The organism is Microcoleus sp. PH2017_28_MFU_U_A (assembly GCF_020738035.1).
Lineage (GTDB): Bacteria > Cyanobacteriota > Cyanobacteriia > Cyanobacteriales > Microcoleaceae > Microcoleus.
Genome location: NZ_JAEQCX010000022.1, coordinates 60,304 through 78,022, shown reverse-complemented (window position 1 = coordinate 78,022; position 17,719 = coordinate 60,304). Strand labels below are relative to the sequence as shown.

The window sequence follows — 17,719 nt, the reverse complement described above, 5'->3', positions numbered from 1 at the left end:
CTGCCATGAAATATCAACTTCAATTAATGCAGCAACCTGCTACAAAACTAGCAGCAGTTTCCCTGTTAGCCAGTTGGGAATTAATCGTTCAAGTCAGGCCAAGTTTAGCTCAAACAACTCCTCCTTTCGTACCCGGTACACAAGAAGCGACTGTAAAAACTCCAGCCCCAAGCGTTTTCGTACCCGGTACACAAGAAGCGACTGTAAAAACTCCAGCCCCAAGCGTTTTCGTACCCGGTACACAAGAAGCGACTGTGAAATCTCCAGCCCAAAACATTTTCCTGCCAAGTACACAAGAAGCGGCTGTGAAAGCTCCAGCCCCAACTGCGGGAAGTTTCTTAGCTCCCATTCAAGATGTTTTCAAACAAGTCAACGATTTTATCGGCGACATCCAAGGTTTCGTGCAAAACGAGCTATTTGGCTCCTTAAACGAACTCCTTTCCTCCTCTATCGGAGCTATCCAAATTCCAGATCTGAGCCAAGTCAGCAGCCAAATTATTAAAGCTCCAACATCCCAGACAGAAGGAACAAAACTGTCAGATTTACTCGAAACTAAATCGAGCAAATTAGACGGCAAAGGTTCATATAACATCATGTCTGACTTAGACGCTCAAGCTCAGCGCAGCGCCGCTATCGGCATAGCTGATGGAGCAACCCTCAGCAAAGAAGCTCAAAACAACAGCTTCCAAGTATTAGAAGCCACTCGCCAAGATACCGAACAAAACGTCCAATTGGGCGAAGAATCCCAGAGCCTCGACGTTACTCAACAAATTCTCCAAAACCTATCGCAACAGACCGCATTGAGCGCACAAGTTCAAATGCGAAATTTACAGGAAGCTCAGCAAGCTCGCACAGATCGAGCCATTAATAACGTGCTGCTATCGCAAGCTGCCAAGGAAATATCCGCGCTCAATACGGGAGAGCGTCGAGGCAGCACTGCGTCTGGAAACCAAGCCAGCTATCAGGCGGGAATGCTAATGCTCCCCGGCGGTGGCTATTTGGGAAAACCGAATGACAGCAGCACAACCCCGATTTCAACTAACAGGTTTGTCGCTCCCAATTAATGCTCTGAGCAGTTAAATTGAATCCGCAATTCTTGGCATAGTTTTTGTACCGAATAACCGCCTTATCAAATACAAAATTGAAGTTTTTCCGAGGAAAAATGAAAGAGTTTCTAGCACAAATTACACCACCAATAAGTGGCGCAGAAGGGTCAGCCTTAGACATCGTTAGCGAGTCAATTAACCTGGCTAAGACTACCTCAGAATCTTGGGACAAAGTTTGGATTAGCACGATTGACCCAATCGCTTCTGGGCTGTGGGTCGGCTTAGTATCCCTCGGCATCACCCTAGCAGCCGTCAGCATCCTGTTCTTAACTCTAAGCAGCGGGAAAGACATTATCGAAAAGCAGTCATGGTCAGAACTGGCAGCACTGTTCGTCTGGCCGCTCGTCATCATGCTGTTCCTCGGCGCTAACGGCAAATTGCTAGCCAATACCGTCATTTTTACTAGAAGTTTTGCCTACAGACAAGTCCAGAGTGTCCTAGAAGCGCAACTAGGAGAAATGACATTTAGGGACGCGATCGCCAACGTCACTATCAGTAACATCGGCCGCCAACAACTAGAAAATCTCTACGGTGAATGCCGAAATAAAGTCGGACAAGAACTGCTAACCTGCTGGAATTCCAAGCAAGAAGCTGCTCAGAAAATCGTTAGCGAAGCTGAAAGGCAAGCCGCCGGCTCAGCCCCTCTGCAAGCGCTGCGGGCTTTTGGTGAAACCCTCTGGAATAATAGCTTGCTCGGTGCTGCTCAAGATGCCACGACTTTTATAACTGACCCCGGTTCAGTGTTTCGAGAAAAAGCAATACCAATCATCCGATTCATTCTTTATAGCATCCAGTGGGCGTTTGTCAACATCCTTGAAGCAGCCCTTTTACTAACAGCATTCTTTTCGCCGATCGCGATGGGGCTGTCGCTACTTCCCTTGCAGGGCAGGCCCATTTGGGCTTGGGCAACTGGATTTCTGAGCTTATTTGGCGTCCAACTTGGATACAACATCGTTGTCGGGCTAGCAGCCACCGTGCTAGTCAATTCTGGAGCCGAATTAGCCAGCGATGTCGCCTTCCTCTTTTTCATCAGCATTTTCGCACCCGGCTTAGCCCTATTAATCGCCGGCGGCGGCGGAATTGCCCTATACAACGGCATTGCTAGCAATGCTAAACAACTCGTCGATGTTTTGAGCAACGTCATAGGAGCAGCCGCTAATTTGGCGATGAACAAAGGATTTAAGTAATGTCACTAATTACCAAAAGATTTTATGAAGCTACAAAGATTTTCACAAACTGCATTGTTGCCAGAAGCTAAAAATCTACTGGCATTGTGCTTCCTCATCCTAACTGGAGTAAATATCCTCGCCCTAATTTTGCACCTCTTCGTCGCGTACCGAATCAACTCGGTAGCTGCTATGAAGACAACGCAAGTCCAGCTAATCAACGGTCAAACTTACTACGTAGCAGAACGAGATCGGTTTTTTCGGTATCCCTCAGTCATCCAAAATTTTGTCAAAAATTGGGCCGAGTTAACCTTCAACTGGGACAATAAAATACCAGGAACTAACGATACAGATTCAGGGATTAAAGTCAATTCCAAACGAGTTCCTACCAGCACTTATTTTGCTTCGTTACTCCTAGAACCCAATTTTGGCAAAGCTTCTCTCCCTGACATCGCTGAACTCGTCCCCAATAAAGTTTTTACGGGTCAATTGCGAGCAACTGTCATCATTTCTTTTTTATCCGAACCCAGAGAAGTCCGTCCCGGCGAATGGGAGATTGACATGATTGCCACTCGGTTGCTTGTCGATCGCACGTCAGGAATCGATCAAAGAATTCCTTTCAATCGCACTTTCCGAATCAAAGCAGTAGAAATCCAAACCCCGCCGCTAGGTAGCCAAGCCTCAGCTTTTGAACAAAAAGTTTATGAGCTTCGCTCGGCCGGCTTAGAAATCAACAAAATTACCGAATTCAAACCCAAATAATAGGATAACAATCGAAATAATAGGAGATAAAAACATGAGTGAAAAAGAACTTCAAAATGGACACGAATTTGATGGCGAACCCGATGAAATTGAAGAAGTTTCCTACAATACGCCACCTAACAGCACAACTAGCCATCCTTTTAATGGCAACAATTCCTCTAATGAAGCCAATAACTTTTCCCACAGTTTTAATGGCAACAATTCCTCTAATGAAGCCAATAACTTTTCCCACAGTTCTAACAGTTTTCAGGCAGCTAACGCTCCTGATGGCGCTGGCAGCAATGGTAAAAAGACGTTCGGCTTGCGCTCAGTTGAGCCGTTGAGCCGTGAGGAGGAAAGAGAATTAGCTGGACATGACGGAGAAACCGATGAATTATTGACCTCTGAACACAGAATTAAACAGGACAACGAAGGAGCAGAAACTCATCCTGTTTCTGAGAAGCCCGAAGTTCGGACGTTTTCAGTATTAATGGGTACTGGCGCAGTTCTCGGCATCTTGGGATTCTTTTGGTTTGTGTTCTTTGCTCCTAAACCCGTCCGCCAACAGGCAAAAACGACAAACTCTAAACCTGCTCAAGTTTCTGAAGACGAGTCAGGAGAACTAAAAAGCCGACTGGCATTTCAAGATCAGCAGCGGGCGCTAGAAGTTCAGCCACCTGAACCTAAAAATCGATCGACCCCTGCTCCCAAACCGATGCCTGCACCAAAACCTGCACCAGCCGCTAGAAGGTCTCAACCCCCGATGCCGGTTCAAAACTTTAATCCGCCACCAAGGACGGTACAGACCATTCCTCCTCCACAGCCGCCATTACCGCGCCCTGCACAGCAGCCTGCACCGCCCCCGCCTCGCCCTTATCTTACGCCATTACCGCGCCCTGTCCCACCGCCCGCGCCGTTGGCACTTCGACCTGTGCCACCACCAGAAAAAGTAGACCCTTACGAGCGCTGGGCCCAATTAGCTTCTCTGGGGCAAAGCAGAGGTCAAGAAATTAAAGAGCTAAATGGTCAAGGTATTGCTGCCAGTTCCGCAATTTTCCCGATCGCACCGGGGATAACAGCGACAAGTTACCCTGCCGTGCGGTCAGTAATGCCAGTAACGACACCGCCCCCTAGCACAGTAGCAATTGCGCCAACAGCAGCACAGGCAACGCTTCCCAGCACAGTAGCAATTGCACCAACAGCAGCACAGGCAACAATTCCCAGCACAGTAGCAATTGCACCAGTCCCATTGCCCCAACAGCAATTAGTGCCGCCGATTTCTCAAAACCCGCAGCCAGTGCTAGTCAGTTCGCCAAAAAGCCCACAATCGGCTGCACCAATGCAAGAGATACCCGCGATCGCAATTGGAGTTACTGACTCTGCTGCAAACGCCAATAGAATGACCCCTGGAGAAGCTGGAATCCTCAACCGCACAACTGCGGGCGAAAACACTGAAGGCAGCACAGCAATGAGAGAGATAGCCATCGGGTCATCTGCTCAAGCCAAGGTAATCGTGCCGATGATTTGGGACGAAGCAGGCCAAAGCCCAACAGCCGGAAGGTTTGCCGTCCAATTGACCGAGGACGTGATAGCAACTGACGGGGCGATCGCCTTACCATCTGGCACCGTCTTAATCACTCAAGTAGAAAATGTCACGCGCGGAAATCGACTGGTTTCTCAAAGCGTGGTGGCGCTTGTTTACCCCGATTCTGCTGGCCGCATCCAACAAGTACCCATTCCTCCCGGATACTTAATCGTTCGCGGAATCGATAACCAACCTCTCATTGCCGACAGTTTATTTGACAGAGGTTCTGAAATAGCCAAGGCTGATATTTTAGTGGGAATTCTCGGCAGCTTGGGGCGGGTAGGAGAAATAATTAATCGACCCGCCCAAGAAACTTTCAGCCAGCAGAGCGGCTTTTTTGGAAGTACGGCTGTTAAAACCACAACCTCACCTGAACCTAACATTTTAGCAGCCGCTTTAGAGGGATTCTTTACACCTACTGCCCAACGGCTGCGAGAAAGATCGGATCGCAACGCCCAAGAACTTTTGAAGCGAGGCAACGTGGCGATCGTACCAGAAGGAACTCAAGTTTCCGTATTTGTCAATGCCTTTGTCACAGTGCAAAGATAACGGAGGTAAAATAACCATGAACAAACTCACTCGAAAAATTAGTTTGGCTTTAATTTCTCCTGCCTTAATAATTGCCACTGTATTCACTACAGTTAATATTGGGCAAGCTCAAACATCAGCGCTAAAAATTGTCGGAAGAGATGCAGCAATCAATACAACTACCAACCTTCAAGTATGGTCTGGCCGTTCCAGCGTTATTGACTTTAGCCAGACTGGTGAAGTCATTATTTACATCCGGTTAGCAGACCCTTCCAGGGCTGTCTTTAACACTGATGCTGAATTAAAAACTAACCAAGCTAGAACCATATTTGTCCAACCAATTCAACCCTTACAATTCCCTGGCGCTACAACAGCAAACATTACTAACCTGTTCGTTAAAAGTCGCTCTCCAGAAGGAATTGAACGCCTTTATACCTTTAATATCGTTCACCTGAATGGGCAACCTACTAATAATGGCATTGCCATCTCTACGATAGTGCCTGGCCAAGAGCCCAGCGTAACTTTAGCAGACAATCGAACGGCGGCGCTCAGCGACATCGAACGGGGATTAGACATTGCCATCCTTCGAGGTTACACGCCTCCCAATGACCCCGTTGTCTTCAAAGTTCGAGAGTTCATCGCTCTAGCTCGAAATGGCACAGCTATTGCTAAAGCTGCTGAGAAAAGTAATCTATCAATGTCTGTTGTTATTTCACTAGGACAGCTAGGAATTAGTCGTGAATTATTGTTTGGAACACCACAAACACCTTCTCCTTCTCTTCCCTCCAACTCGAATTTTTTAAACTCAAATCCACGTAAACCTTAGTAATGTACGCACGATCAATGCACCCTCTTTAGCATTGTCCATTGGCATTCGTCTTTCAACATCGAAACTGTGCTGTATAACTTCTGGTTTATTAAAGATTTCGTAAGCTAGAGGTATATCTGCATATCGATCGATTGTATTGCAAATCTTCAATCAGATTATCAACCCACCCCTGATAAGAGATGTATGGCACCTTAAAAACAGGTCTTAACTCTTCCCAATCCTCCACTTGAAAAAGATATGGCGCTAACTGTTCTAAGTAGGAACGACCGAACTGAAATTCCATGTCGAGATTCCGAATCTTTGACAGTAATTTCTCTGAAATGGAAATCTTTTCAAAGATATCTAATTCTGAAATACCCTTAACTGCCATGCTGTCTATTAACAAGACATAAAGCCTTTTGCGGGATGTTATCTCCGGTAATAAATCAGCTTTAATACGCTGTAAAAATAAGTCGCGCTTCTGAATTTGTTCGGCAGTTAGCGTGGCATTGAAATATTGAATAAATGGATCTTTTTCTGTTGTTAAGACGCTTGACGGTACTTCTGCTGTTGTGCTTTTTTTTTACGAGCGATCGCCTCGTAAGGATCTTCATCTCCTTCCGCATATTGCATCAACTCTGTCATAGACCAACCGATCGCATAGGCAAACTGCATTAACTTTTGCAGCCTTGGATCGGCTTTTCCCTCGCACCAGTTAGCCAGCGTGTTGAATGCAATTCCAGTTAGTCTCCCTAACTCCCTAGAGCTACCAACGCGCTCATCTCCCACCAACGCCGTTATTAACAGACCAAGACGTTTGTGGATTCGATTATCTGCTACTACATTTTCTTCTACTTTTGCTGACATTCCAGTTTCCAACTAGCCAAGGAGTAACGGCAGGGGTGGTTAGACGACCTACATTATACCAGGATAACTTATCTAACGGCCGTCGTAAATCCCTGGTTTGAGGTAAGTACACATTTAAGGTATTTCGTCAAGCAGAAATTAGATGCGATTGCCCTGGGTGTAGAAGTAACTGAGGGTGAGGCCTCAACCTAACTTTAACAAATCTTTACTTGATCAAATTTATGATCGGTTATAGGATAGTTTATGGTCAACTTTATGACCATCATTCCAATACAAGCCAATAATTGGCTTTTCTGAGAGTATACCCTTTCTGATAAAAATATTGCCTCACTCTAAACTCTAGCCGAGTCGCAAGTGAGGCTGTTGGATGACTCAAAGCGAACAGTTAGTCAGAAAAACAACCTTAGAATCCCCATTCTGAAAGTTTTTCTTTAACCAGAACGCTTCTTACAAATCAAATAACCGGGGTCTTTTGACAGTTATGACCACCGATCCTAGTCATAGTCATAGCCGGAGCTTTTAACCCTTCTCAGAGCCGGAGTTTTTAACCCTTCTCAGAGCCGGAGCTTTTAACCCTTTTTGGAGTTGAAGCTTTTAACCCTTTTCAGAGCCGGAATTTTTAGCCCCTTTGGGAGCCAAAAATTTTAGTGTTAGTCCTTCAATAATACCAAATCAGAAGCTCTGAATCAACAGATATGTTCTGGTAACTCTAACATCTAAACCCTTTTTGCTTGAAACTCCGGCTCCCGCAAACCCTTTAGTGTAGGAGCTTTCCATGCCTAACAACTCATCCGCTAGCGATCTAAATATTCGTCTTTTTCAAGGCTTATCCCGGATTCCTTCTGACTGGCAACTCTGCCTGCTGGACGGCAAAAAAGTCCCACAGGGTTTATGCTGGCAGCAAAAGCCACTGACTCCCGTCCAAATGAAAGAAGCCGTAACCAACGGCTGGACGGTAGACAAAGCCGATGGCACTCAATACCGCTGCTACCCCAAAGGATATGGGCTGATCACTGGAACTGCGATCGCTGCCAACGGGAGCACCTACTATTTAATGGCAGTAGACCAAGACGGAGCTAGTGCTAGAGCGAAAATCCTTGAACTGTCCGATGGCGAAGAATTACCCCACACCGTCGCATTTACCTCCAATCGGCCCGGCCGCTGCCAATACCTATTCCTAGTCCCAGAACAATACGCCGGAGCTATCCGCACCAAAAAATTCCCCACAGGCGAAATTGGAGACGACGGCAAAGGCGAACAACTCGAACTGCGCTGGGCGGGGTTGCAATCTTGCCTGCCTCCCAGCGTCCACCCCACTACTGGCGAGTACGTCTGGCGTTTAGGCTGCGCTCCCGATGAAACGAGCGTGGCATTAGCCCCGCAGTGGATCGTTGAACAAATGCTGGCCGAACCGCTGGGGGAATCAGAAAATTCTGAACTCCTCCCTCTAGAAAAAGCTCTAGAAGAAGCTGAAGCCAATTCTACCGCTCCCCGCCGGCGACACCTACACCGCACTCACCGCCCAGAACCGGAGTGGACTGATATCGATTGGGCGCTATCCTACCTAGCTGCTCTGTCTCCGGGCCGCGCCGATAACTACGACGAATGGTGCGTGGTGGGAATGGTTCTCAACTCCATCGATGATTCTCTCCTCTATGAATGGGACAAGTGGAGCCGCCAATCCCCCAAATACAAGCTGGGAGAATGCGACAAAAAATGGAGGAGTTTCAAAAGCCGCGGGGTGGGCATCGGCACGCTAGCGCACTGGGCGAAACAGGATGGGTGGACTTCACCATTTAAGGGACACAGTGCAGCCGAAAGTCAAAAAAATGGACAGCAGAAAGCAACTCAAAACTCCCAGGACATTAGCAATGCTAGCGAACTAAATTCTACTAACCAAAACTCTGAAAAGAGCGATCGCACGGGCGGCAGCGAACCTAATTCTGGTTCACCTTCTAACGGCTCCGGTGTCAACAGATCCAACAGCGATCACTACTTGTACGATCGCGTCACTGCCATTATTAACAGTGAAATCAACCCGCCCCAACAGACAGCCGCTTTTATTGAACTATCCGCCCGTGAAAGGTTTCCTTTGAAAGGAGTCAAAGATTTAGCCACCGAAATAGAAACTCATATTAGCTACGGAGCAACTCACGCACAAGAAGTTCAAAAACTCAAAAAAATCCTCAATTACCGCCAACAGCAACTAGACATCGCTCAAATTCTGCCCGCTCCTCTAGCCCAAGCAATTTTGACTAAAGCCACTTCTGACCGCATCGACCCCATTTACATTTACCAATACCTCCTCTCCGCTTGTGGTAGCCAAATGGGGGGGCATATTGGAATGATTGGCAAAGAAGCAGCAACAATAGCCGACAGTTGGGTAGAGTATCCTATCTTCTGGACAATGGTAGTTGCTTTAGCTTCGGCTGGCAAAAGCCAGACAATGCGAGCCGTTTTTGGCACTATCAAACAGCGTTACAAGCGAGCCAAATCCGCATACGATCGGCTCAAAGAAAACTTAAAAAAGCTAGAAGAAGCGTGGCCACAAAAATCTACTCAAGAGAAAGAAAAACTCAAAAATAGCCCGTCAAATCCCGCAGTCTTTAAAGCTTCAATGCCTCCCCCCGTGCCCAAGCAATTTATTGAAGCAGGAAGTCCCGAAGGTGTTCTGCGGCGGATGAGCGAACTCTCTACCAGGACTGGTAGCGCTTGGGTTTTCGACGAATTGGTGCGGTTGTTGAAGCTCGATCAGTATAAAGACAAGGGGGGAGATACTCGGCAAATCCTGCTACAAATGTGGAACTCGCCTGCAGATATTGAATTTGAACGGGCTGACGATAAAGATGCCTTTGAACTTAAAGATTTGTGCTTGAATTTGACAGGGGCTACTCAATTATCCAAAGTCCAACAATTGTTTAGCGACCCCGACGACGGCGACGGGCTAATCAGCCGCTTTTTAATAGCGGTGCCGTCAACTCCTGATAACTTTGCAGTTTGGTCAGACTCGCAAGTTGCAATCTCCGGGGAATTGCAAGAATTGTACGACCACCTGCGATCGCTCCACGGCGATCTCCGAGAGCTAGCGGGGTTGTCTGCCACGAGTGAAGGTGGAGAATTGCCCCCCGTTCTGCTGTCGTTTACGACCGAGGCTCATCTGCGGTGGAAGCGGTGGTGGGAAGAAGTCAGGCGCAACCAACAAGCAGTGGAATTTGAAGACCCAGCATTTTATGCCTATTTGGGCAAAATGCTGTCTCAAACCTTGAGGTTAGCCCTCCTGCTGCACTGCATGGAATTGAAGTACGAAGAAAAGCCAGACCCGCTGCGCGTCGGCCTCGATACCTTAGAGCGGGCGATCGCGGCGGCTAAGTTCAGCATCGGGCAATTCCGCATCTTGCAAACGAATAACCACGCCTCCGATTCGGCCGGAGCCCATCTCTCCTTAATTTACACCTATGCCCTGCGGAAGGGGGAGGAGGTTTCAGCCGCTCAAGTCCAGAACAGCGTCTTCAAGCGGTGCAAGCGCAAACCCACATTAGCTGAAATTCGCTCCAACTTCGCCGTTCTCACAGAAAACGGGTATGCACTTCTCTCTGGCAAGGGAAATGACCTCCGCATTCGAGCGCTTCCATTATCTAAAACCCGCGTCGGAATTCCGACAGATTCCGGCAAAAGTTCCGGCATTCCAGAAATGGCTGAAGCGCTTGCCAGGGTTAACGTTGAACCCCCTTTAACCCGCAATTCCGGCAATTCCGACACTCCAGCGCGGCGCTCCGGCAATTTACAAGATGAATGGGTGAGTCCGGCATCATCCATGTGCGCCTCGGTATCGGAAGCTGCTACTGCGATGCCGACAGCGAGCGAATTGGAAATAACAGAGGAGTCGCCACCTGCTACCGCAGCGCCGACGGTGAGCGAATCAGAAATAGAAGAGGAATCGCCACCTGCTACCGCAGCGCCGACGGTGAGCGAATCAGAAATAGAAGAGGAATCGCCACCTGCTCAAATGTGTCGGAATTGTCGGAATTCTGACATCGATGAGGTTTCAGAGGTTGAGCCAGAGCCAATTGTAGGCGATGAAAACTTGTCGGAAAATGGTCGGAACGAAGTCGGAATTTCCGACGAGTTAGGCGGTGAAGATGACGATGCCAACAGCGAATGGGAGGGTGAGTTAGATCCAAGTGACGATGCCAACAGCGAATGGAAGGGTGAGTTAGATCCAGGTGACGATGCCAACAGCGAATGGGAGGGTGAGTTAGATCTAGATGACGATTCAGACTTGGATAGCGACCCGCTCTTCGGCGATCGCGTGCCAAAACCGACTGCGCCACTCGACCGCATTGGCAGTACGGAACTAGCACCTCCAGGCGCGTCTAGCGTCCGGGGCAATAGTGACTTGGAGGCTGCCATAGTGAGCGATCGCCCCGCTCTTCTGCCCAATCCCGCTATTCTACCCACCGAGCCGCAGACTTCCAAAACACCTGCTGACCAACCTTGCCCCACTGTTGAACTGACCGAACGCCCAACCCTGGGCGAAAGTGAGGCGAGTTCCCCGTAACAACTAAGTAGCCGAAAAACGGAATAATGACGCCTACAGGCAATTTGCGGATCGTGTTTGACAACGTGACTGTCCAAGTTGAACTCCATTTCTGTGGGATGGAAGACCGCGCGATCGCGCGCCGAGGTCAGCTTGTCGATGATGGAAAATTTTCCATTGCCTTTCTCACGGACGCACCACTCCGTAAAATCGGTAATGTCCGATTAATTTTTGATTAACCTCCGCGCCTACCGTCGCGGAGTGGCTAAAAAAGTCAGCTACTGAAACCACTCTCCGCAGAGAGTGCTAATTGTGACGACTGAATGCTCATCCGCCAATGTCCCCTTCGCATTGGCGCCCGTCACGCGCGAGGCGATCGCAAAGAAAGAAAACACAACTTTTCGCTTTCCTGAAACCGCTTAGATCCTCGTACAGCAGGCCGGGACCGTTGAATTAATTATTAAATTAGGCGCATTTCTCCTCAGTTAATCATCCAAAAGGATGAAGTTAATTCTCCGGTTCTTCAGCCCGTGTAGCCATGCTGCACCATGTTGTTAACTGTTGCAATCTAAAAAAGGTTAGCAATGCTTACCGCAAAAATTTGATTGGGAGTTTTTTGTTCAAATGACTATCGAAACTATCAACGATGTACTATTTCCGCCTTTCCTTTTTACCACCCTCTTTTGCTTAGCCTCAGTATTCCTGCACGAGCCTGAAGCAGCCCAATCGGAAGAACTCACAAACAATCGAACCGAAGTAAATATGGCAACATTCGCAGCGCAATCCGACGGTGCCTGCAGCGAGGTAAATGGAACAACAATTGAAATTGAGAACCCAGCCAGCACCCATCGCTTTCGCCATCGGTGTACAGGCAAACAAACATCGAACAAATCTGCAAAACCTATTGATTTTGCCACACATTCAGGCGCAAGCACGACCTCAATTCCTGCCGTTAATACTTCGCTGATTTCACTTAGACAAGCTCGCAAAATTGCCAGCGCCATCAAAGCTGCTGCACCGGAAATGGGGTTCAAGCAAAAAGTCAATGGTTCTGATTCCTCTGTTGAATGGTTGCAGGCTCAAATCAAAAATAGGCTGGAAATTTGTCCAGAAATTGTGATGCCTCTCATCCTCAAGCTTGCTCCCAAAGCGCTTATTGCCGACACTCGGACCTTCGTTACTTCTGACAGAGGTAAAGGTGCGCGTTCGGCGTCAAGACGGTGAACGAAAAGTTTCGATTGCCAACCTAACCAGCGCGCTTGTTTACCCTCCGAAACTTATAACAATGCTTTTGCTCGCCTCCTGCAATGGCATTTTTTTTTGCATGAGTGAGGGAAGCTCTTTTCCCAAACATTCATAACTTTTTATTAAGGAGGAACAAAAATATCAAAAAAAATTGCAAGTTGAATCAAAAAATAGTATAATCAAATTATCTTAGCGCCAGTTTTATTTGATCGTGCTGTTATGGCAGCCCTTGAACCTGTTACCTTCCGAGACCTCATAGACGCGATCGCCACCTTGCCAATTATCAATTTGCCTGAGAATTTAAGTCAGTTGAGTAGCAATAAAAGCCAATCTAACTGCAATAAAGGGCGCGGGCGGAGGCATCCTCGGCGCAGCGCCCCGCAAGTGGCCCATCAAGCGATAAAAGCTTTTCGGCAGACTTGACGAAAGACTGCTTTCGTCCAATAATAAGGGAGCTTTCATTTTGGAGGGCTGCGCCGTGAAGGTTCAAGGCAACGGGCGTGCTAAGATTTTGACGCCCGCCGAAATATCTAGGCTGTTCGACCGGGGTTTTGTTACAGCAAGGGATAGGCTTTTGTTTGCTGTGACCTTTTATTGTGCCTGTCGTATTTCAGAGGCGTTAGCTTTAACAACTCAGGACATTGTTGGCGGTGTGGTGACGCTGCGGAAAGCGACAACTAAGGGCAAGTCAGCAACGCGAACGCTGCCGCTACATCCCATGTTGGCTAAGTTTTTATTGGCTTACAATCCAGATGCGGGTTTTTTGTTTCCGGGGCGAGAGGGTACGAAGCCTTTGACACGCTCTCAGGCAGACTTGATTTTTAAAGAAGCTTGCAAACGGGTAAGAATTAAGGGAGCTTCCACACATTCGATGCGGCGGACAGCACTCACGAATTTGAGCAATGCTGGGGTGCCACTGCGGGTAATTATGGAGATATCAGGTCACAAAAATTTGTCGAGCCTCCAGCGCTATTTAGAAGTGCAGCCGGAACAGCTGGTCAAGGCGCTCGGGATTCTGAAGTGAGCGATCGCGACTTTGGTTCGCCAGATTGTTTCAACAGTTGAAGGGCTCTCCCGTAAGTCTTCTTTGAATTCAGGCGATATTTGGACGCAAGGCTCGCGATGGCTACCCATTTCTTCCCGGATGTATTTTAGCTAAAACAAAGGCAACTGCTATCCGCGACAATCCTGACTGGTTTGAGCCGCCTGCTCAAGAGTGAGGTGTGAATAAGCTTTCCTGACTCTTGAGTTGTAATTGACGTAATCCCCATAACTCCATAAAAACTATCTTACGGAACCAGTCAAAGGGCAGATAGATATATACTTACTGCTGCAAATGCTAGGAAATGCCCAAATCATTAAAAATGACTCCACCAATCAACAAGCCGAAGGTACTTATCAGTGCGACACCAGCAGTAAATACACCGGAATCCTGATTGTCATTACACCCACAAACCGCCAATATTTACCCCTTAAAAGTTAGATATTTGGGGTAATTTTGATTGGTAGCGACTACTAGATCACTAAAAAAAAGCTCAAATAATTAAGCTATTTTCGGGCGAAAAGCCCTTGTCAAAATCTAGGGATATTCATTCATTGATAGTCAGAAGATTGAACTGACAAATTTGTCAGTTCAAGACAGGTTTGGCCTTGTCAAAGAGCGGCAGCCCAGTAGGAGCGTGGTGAAGAAGGCTCTCAAACACCAGAAATTTGGTTGACGACGTTAGCGCAGCTCTCGAAGAGGATCGCTCGATCTGATTTTTTTCAACCGCTCACGACAATAAATCTTGTTTCTGATCGATCGCGAGCACCTAGGATGACGTAAATACGTCGTTAGCACAGCCGGAGAAGAGGCTCGCACTCAGCCAGCGGGCTGGTCAAAGAGCGGCTATCGCCGCTATTGGGAGTGACCTGCTCAATTAAGTTTCATCCATTCTTAACAATAGCGAACGCATTCACCTAGGAAAGCCTTCATCACGGGCGATCGCCCTCAAAAAAGCCAGTTAGCTGTTAAGAATTATGATTGACTTCTATTTCAGTTAACTGGCTCCCTTTCAATTAACCACACAAAATTCAAAGAGGGAGGCTATCTCGCCATGAACGGACACAACTTGAATTTACTGCCAGTACCACTACCGCCCATGCTGCTAGAAATGGTGGGTATCGTTGGTGATTCCCGATACTTCGCCATGTTTTATATGGGCAGCAAAGCTACTTGGACTGATGGTAGAGGGTTAGGGACTTTCAGTTACTATGCCGTGTACGAGCCACTTACTGAACATCCCGCTCTCGCCCTCGAGCTGGAACCATACCACCTCGGTTCCGATGATGAATTTCCCACCCATGCAATTGTGTGCGATCGCTTGGAAGAAAAGATGTATGTCGGAGATTACCCAGAAGTAGAGAAATTTCTCAATATCCAGCACCCGCCGCTGCCCACTCTGTCACCAGAAGAGGTTGAACAGCAACGGCAAAGGATTGAGGAAGAACTGGCAAACTTTGACATTTCCACGTTCCAGAAGTTGGGGATGTTTGAGTTGTTGGCAGGGCACAATCAACAACAAAAGCAGGAGCTAGTGGAATTGGGGCATTGGCTTGACCAACAAGTAACTGAAGATTTGCTCCGGCGATATCTCGAAGCTGCTAATAAAGGTAATTGGACAGCGATTTCTGTACTGCAAAGATTTTTGCAACGCATCCCTAAAATTTTTTGACAACAGAATCATTACCATTAAGCGAACGCAATCTTTCCTTGTAACTATGAGAGAGATTGGTATTAGTGCCAATTCCTAGCAACACTAATTAATGGCCAAAAACTCTGCCTATTTCCGTAACAAAAATAAAACACAGAATCAAGTAGTAGCCATTGGAGAAAGAGCGCTTGTACAATGCGTTAAAAGCTGGTGTCCTCCCAGTTTTGAATCAAGATTTCCAGGGGGAATCATCCCTTTCTGGATTCCTATACTTCCTGAGCGACCGCACTCTGATGCAGAAATTCTCAAGTTTGAACCGCTCCACTATCACTTTGACTTTCGCTTTTGGCATGACCGACTTATCAACTTATTCTTCACAGATGGGGAAACGGCTGAAGATTGGCAAGCACGAGTTCAATTAGCTTGTGAAGTTATCGAAATAAAACAAGTGGTGCGCTTGTGCTACCGCAATATACCAATCCTTTCAGCAGACTACAACTTCTTGCCACGCTTGGAGGAAGCTTACTCGAATTGCTCCTTGCTGCCTGGTAATATTTGCCCCCACAAAGGTTATAAACTTTTGCCAAATACCAAGCACCCTAATTTAGGAACCTGCCCGGGTCACGGCTTAGCATTTAACTTCAAAACAGGGCAATTAGGCCGGAGAAAGGAATTTACACAGCTTGATTTCAGTTGATTGATTTAGGGGAAGATCGCGCTGCAATTTCTTTATCAAGAAATTTGCCTGAAAACCTGTCAAAAAAAGTCAGGTGCAATCGATTCACAGCTATGAACTTATGTCAATCTTAAAAGGAAGTCGAGATTTGATTTCGGCGCTGTTGCTAAGAGATTTGAAGGGGATGCCACCTTCAATCGAATTGCCTGCTAATTTTGCCAAAATTCACACGCCGCGCTTTGAGTGCGGCGAGATGGTGCGCTGGACGGGTGTTGGCGAAGAAGCTGATTGGGGGATAGTTATTGGTAAATTTTACAACTGCGAACCGCGCCGGTACTGTTGGATGTGGTGCTACATAATTTGGCTGGCTGCTAATTCCAAGAGCGCAGCTTGGTGTCAGTTTGATACGGCGCGGGAGGAAGATTTGGAGGGGTTTGAGGATGAAAAAGCCGCAGACTTTGACAGATAGAGAGCGCAATTTAATTGCAGCTTACAGCCAATGCCAATTGGGAATGACGCCGAAGCAGTTTTATGGCAAGTGGGCGGTGAGTTACGAGGAAATCGCTTTTATTTGTTCCCGTTCTAATTCTACAGTGCGGGGTTGGTTTAAAAAGGGAAAAAATCGAAGATTTCCTACTCCTGTCGATTTGCGTCATCTGGCAGTAATGGACTTTCTGCTGGAACATTTTGAGGAAATTCCAGAGGCACTGGCAACCTTGCTATGTCGGCTTTCTGAAGATAATAGCGTGCATTAGTAGTGGCGCGTCTGCTTGAAATTAGTGCATTGAACAATTGCCCGTGTTTTCTCAAATTGATAAACTTCAAAGCGTTTCACGGAGGCCGAGCACCCGTTATGGAGCAAAGAAACTCTTTCTCCCCCTCTCCCGTTCTCCCGTTCTCCCCTGCGAGTTTCTGAGGAGATTTCTAATGCCTCATTTCCAAATAGACGCGCCACTATTGTTTTTGATTTTATATACATCAAGCCTTTTCAGGATCAAAAAATAATGTGAGCTGGTTTCAGCACAAATATAGTCAATTGTCAATATCACCGTGACCTGTCTTCGACAATATTGTTTCAATTAAGGTAATGGCAGGTAATCAAACACAAACACAATTTGTTACTGTTATCAGGAGGTTAAAATGACCTATTTTGAGAAGTTGCACCCGTGGTGCTTAATTCGCTTACTTCCTAATTGCCAGCGTATTGTTGTGGCGCGATTTCGCAAGAGAAACGATGCAGATGAGCATCTGCGGGTTTTGCAACGGTTGGTTAAACATCGCACATTTGTGATTATTTTTGATAGTCAAGAACAGCCAGCTTTGCCTCAAGATTGATGGGCAAAACTTATTTTGAAGTCGAATTAGTCAAAGTACCTGCATTAGATTAATAACTCCGCTTCTCCACAATTTCTCCTAGTTATCAATCCAACTGATAACTGGGAGAGTTTTTGATGGGTGCATAAGTCCTAACTATGGAAAATTTGAGTAGCAGTCAAATCAACAGAACAAATTATACAAGACTTACGCCTTAAGTGTTTAAATACACTATTGGTAGCGGTAAGGTGCTTAGTGCTCACCCTACATATAGAGGTTATGCGTAAGTCCTGTTAGAGTTATTATTATCGTCTCCATCAATTATAGGACTTACGCATTGTAACGGTGTAACAAGGCTTTGCGATTACTTCGCGACCCTCGTAATGACAGAAATACGTTGTTCTTGCGTAAGTCCTGAATTAATTATTGTGTAAATTTCAGCTACCGCTGATT

Annotated in this window: 17 protein-coding genes; 16 read left to right on the top strand and 1 reads right to left on the bottom strand. The window is 46.9% G+C overall.

The features are described 5' to 3' along the window. Window positions 1–5: 5 nt before the first annotated feature. From JGK14_RS01100 to JGK14_RS01080, 5 genes are all read left to right on the top strand, one after another. Complete coding sequence (locus JGK14_RS01100; protein ID WP_325314636.1) at window positions 6–1,064, top strand: hypothetical protein; 1,059 nt, start codon at window positions 6–8, stop codon at window positions 1,062–1,064. Between the two features lie 98 nt (window positions 1,065–1,162). Further along, on the top strand, window positions 1,163–2,293 hold the full coding sequence (locus tag JGK14_RS01095) for a hypothetical protein (protein ID WP_325314635.1): 1,131 nt from the start codon (window positions 1,163–1,165) through the stop codon (window positions 2,291–2,293). A 24-nt stretch (window positions 2,294–2,317) separates the two neighbouring features. Continuing rightward, window positions 2,318–3,034, top strand: a complete 717-nt coding sequence (locus JGK14_RS01090; RefSeq protein WP_325314634.1) for a hypothetical protein — start codon at window positions 2,318–2,320, stop codon at window positions 3,032–3,034. 34 nt (window positions 3,035–3,068) lie between these two features. Beyond that, on the top strand, window positions 3,069–5,147 hold the full coding sequence (locus tag JGK14_RS01085; RefSeq protein WP_325314633.1) for a hypothetical protein: 2,079 nt from the start codon (window positions 3,069–3,071) through the stop codon (window positions 5,145–5,147). A gap of 16 nt (window positions 5,148–5,163) precedes the next feature. Beyond that, a complete protein-coding gene (locus JGK14_RS01080; protein ID WP_325314632.1) occupies window positions 5,164–5,952 on the top strand; it encodes a hypothetical protein in 789 nt (262 codons plus the stop codon). A gap of 525 nt (window positions 5,953–6,477) precedes the next feature. Here the strand turns inward: JGK14_RS01080 and JGK14_RS01075 are convergent. Continuing rightward, the gene (locus JGK14_RS01075; protein ID WP_325314631.1) at window positions 6,478–6,801 is read right to left on the bottom strand and encodes a helix-turn-helix domain-containing protein; all 324 of its coding nucleotides are present in this window, start codon (window positions 6,799–6,801) and stop codon (window positions 6,478–6,480) included. A gap of 775 nt (window positions 6,802–7,576) precedes the next feature. Between JGK14_RS01075 and JGK14_RS01070 the strand changes: the two genes are divergently transcribed. From JGK14_RS01070 to JGK14_RS01020, 11 genes are all read left to right on the top strand, one after another. Then, complete coding sequence (locus tag JGK14_RS01070; protein ID WP_325314630.1) at window positions 7,577–11,359, top strand: DUF3987 domain-containing protein; 3,783 nt, start codon at window positions 7,577–7,579, stop codon at window positions 11,357–11,359. A 26-nt stretch (window positions 11,360–11,385) separates the two neighbouring features. Next, on the top strand, window positions 11,386–11,577 hold the full coding sequence (locus tag JGK14_RS01065) for a hypothetical protein (RefSeq protein ID WP_325314629.1): 192 nt from the start codon (window positions 11,386–11,388) through the stop codon (window positions 11,575–11,577). Between the two features lie 385 nt (window positions 11,578–11,962). Next, on the top strand, window positions 11,963–12,562 hold the full coding sequence (locus tag JGK14_RS01060; RefSeq protein ID WP_325314628.1) for a hypothetical protein: 600 nt from the start codon (window positions 11,963–11,965) through the stop codon (window positions 12,560–12,562). Between the two features lie 240 nt (window positions 12,563–12,802). Next, window positions 12,803–13,006 (top strand): hypothetical protein, encoded by a 204-nt coding sequence (locus JGK14_RS01055; protein WP_325314627.1) that lies wholly within the window; start codon window positions 12,803–12,805, stop codon window positions 13,004–13,006. 55 nt (window positions 13,007–13,061) lie between these two features. Beyond that, window positions 13,062–13,607: a tyrosine-type recombinase/integrase gene (locus JGK14_RS01050; protein WP_015211723.1), complete on the top strand. Its 546-nt coding sequence runs from the start codon at window positions 13,062–13,064 to the stop codon at window positions 13,605–13,607. A 312-nt stretch (window positions 13,608–13,919) separates the two neighbouring features. Next, window positions 13,920–14,066, top strand: coding sequence for a hypothetical protein (locus JGK14_RS01045; RefSeq protein WP_325314626.1), 147 nt, complete (start codon window positions 13,920–13,922; stop codon window positions 14,064–14,066). A gap of 613 nt (window positions 14,067–14,679) precedes the next feature. Further along, a complete protein-coding gene (locus JGK14_RS01040) occupies window positions 14,680–15,297 on the top strand; it encodes a hypothetical protein (RefSeq protein WP_325314625.1) in 618 nt (205 codons plus the stop codon). 91 nt (window positions 15,298–15,388) lie between these two features. Continuing rightward, entirely contained in the window at window positions 15,389–15,973 is a 585-nt protein-coding gene (locus JGK14_RS01035; protein ID WP_325314624.1) for a hypothetical protein, read from the top strand. Between the two features lie 100 nt (window positions 15,974–16,073). Then, complete coding sequence (locus JGK14_RS01030; RefSeq protein WP_325314623.1) at window positions 16,074–16,421, top strand: hypothetical protein; 348 nt, start codon at window positions 16,074–16,076, stop codon at window positions 16,419–16,421. Next, the gene (locus JGK14_RS01025; RefSeq protein ID WP_015211720.1) at window positions 16,393–16,707 is read left to right on the top strand and encodes a hypothetical protein; all 315 of its coding nucleotides are present in this window, start codon (window positions 16,393–16,395) and stop codon (window positions 16,705–16,707) included. The genes JGK14_RS01030 and JGK14_RS01025 overlap by 29 nt, the downstream gene beginning before the upstream one ends. A gap of 385 nt (window positions 16,708–17,092) precedes the next feature. Then, the gene (locus tag JGK14_RS01020) at window positions 17,093–17,287 is read left to right on the top strand and encodes a hypothetical protein (protein ID WP_325314622.1); all 195 of its coding nucleotides are present in this window, start codon (window positions 17,093–17,095) and stop codon (window positions 17,285–17,287) included. Window positions 17,288–17,719 lie beyond the last annotated feature (432 nt).

Excerpts from the sequence above, each read along its gene's own strand:
- JGK14_RS01100 (WP_325314636.1), top strand. The coding sequence starts at position 6 with ATGAAATATCAACTTCAATTAATGCAGCAACCTGCTACAAAACTAGCA.
- JGK14_RS01095 (WP_325314635.1), top strand. The coding sequence starts at position 1,163 with ATGAAAGAGTTTCTAGCACAAATTACACCACCAATAAGTGGCGCAGAA.
- JGK14_RS01090 (WP_325314634.1), top strand. The coding sequence starts at position 2,318 with ATGAAGCTACAAAGATTTTCACAAACTGCATTGTTGCCAGAAGCTAAA.
- JGK14_RS01085 (WP_325314633.1), top strand. The coding sequence starts at position 3,069 with ATGAGTGAAAAAGAACTTCAAAATGGACACGAATTTGATGGCGAACCC.
- JGK14_RS01080 (WP_325314632.1), top strand. The coding sequence starts at position 5,164 with ATGAACAAACTCACTCGAAAAATTAGTTTGGCTTTAATTTCTCCTGCC.
- JGK14_RS01075 (WP_325314631.1), bottom strand. The coding sequence starts at position 6,801 with ATGTCAGCAAAAGTAGAAGAAAATGTAGTAGCAGATAATCGAATCCAC.
- JGK14_RS01070 (WP_325314630.1), top strand. The coding sequence starts at position 7,577 with ATGCCTAACAACTCATCCGCTAGCGATCTAAATATTCGTCTTTTTCAA.
- JGK14_RS01065 (WP_325314629.1), top strand. The coding sequence starts at position 11,386 with ATGACGCCTACAGGCAATTTGCGGATCGTGTTTGACAACGTGACTGTC.
- JGK14_RS01060 (WP_325314628.1), top strand. The coding sequence starts at position 11,963 with ATGACTATCGAAACTATCAACGATGTACTATTTCCGCCTTTCCTTTTT.
- JGK14_RS01055 (WP_325314627.1), top strand. The coding sequence starts at position 12,803 with ATGGCAGCCCTTGAACCTGTTACCTTCCGAGACCTCATAGACGCGATC.
- JGK14_RS01045 (WP_325314626.1), top strand. The coding sequence starts at position 13,920 with ATGCTAGGAAATGCCCAAATCATTAAAAATGACTCCACCAATCAACAA.
- JGK14_RS01040 (WP_325314625.1), top strand. The coding sequence starts at position 14,680 with ATGAACGGACACAACTTGAATTTACTGCCAGTACCACTACCGCCCATG.
- JGK14_RS01035 (WP_325314624.1), top strand. The coding sequence starts at position 15,389 with ATGGCCAAAAACTCTGCCTATTTCCGTAACAAAAATAAAACACAGAAT.
- JGK14_RS01030 (WP_325314623.1), top strand. The coding sequence starts at position 16,074 with ATGTCAATCTTAAAAGGAAGTCGAGATTTGATTTCGGCGCTGTTGCTA.
- JGK14_RS01025 (WP_015211720.1), top strand. The coding sequence starts at position 16,393 with ATGAAAAAGCCGCAGACTTTGACAGATAGAGAGCGCAATTTAATTGCA.
- JGK14_RS01020 (WP_325314622.1), top strand. The coding sequence starts at position 17,093 with ATGACCTATTTTGAGAAGTTGCACCCGTGGTGCTTAATTCGCTTACTT.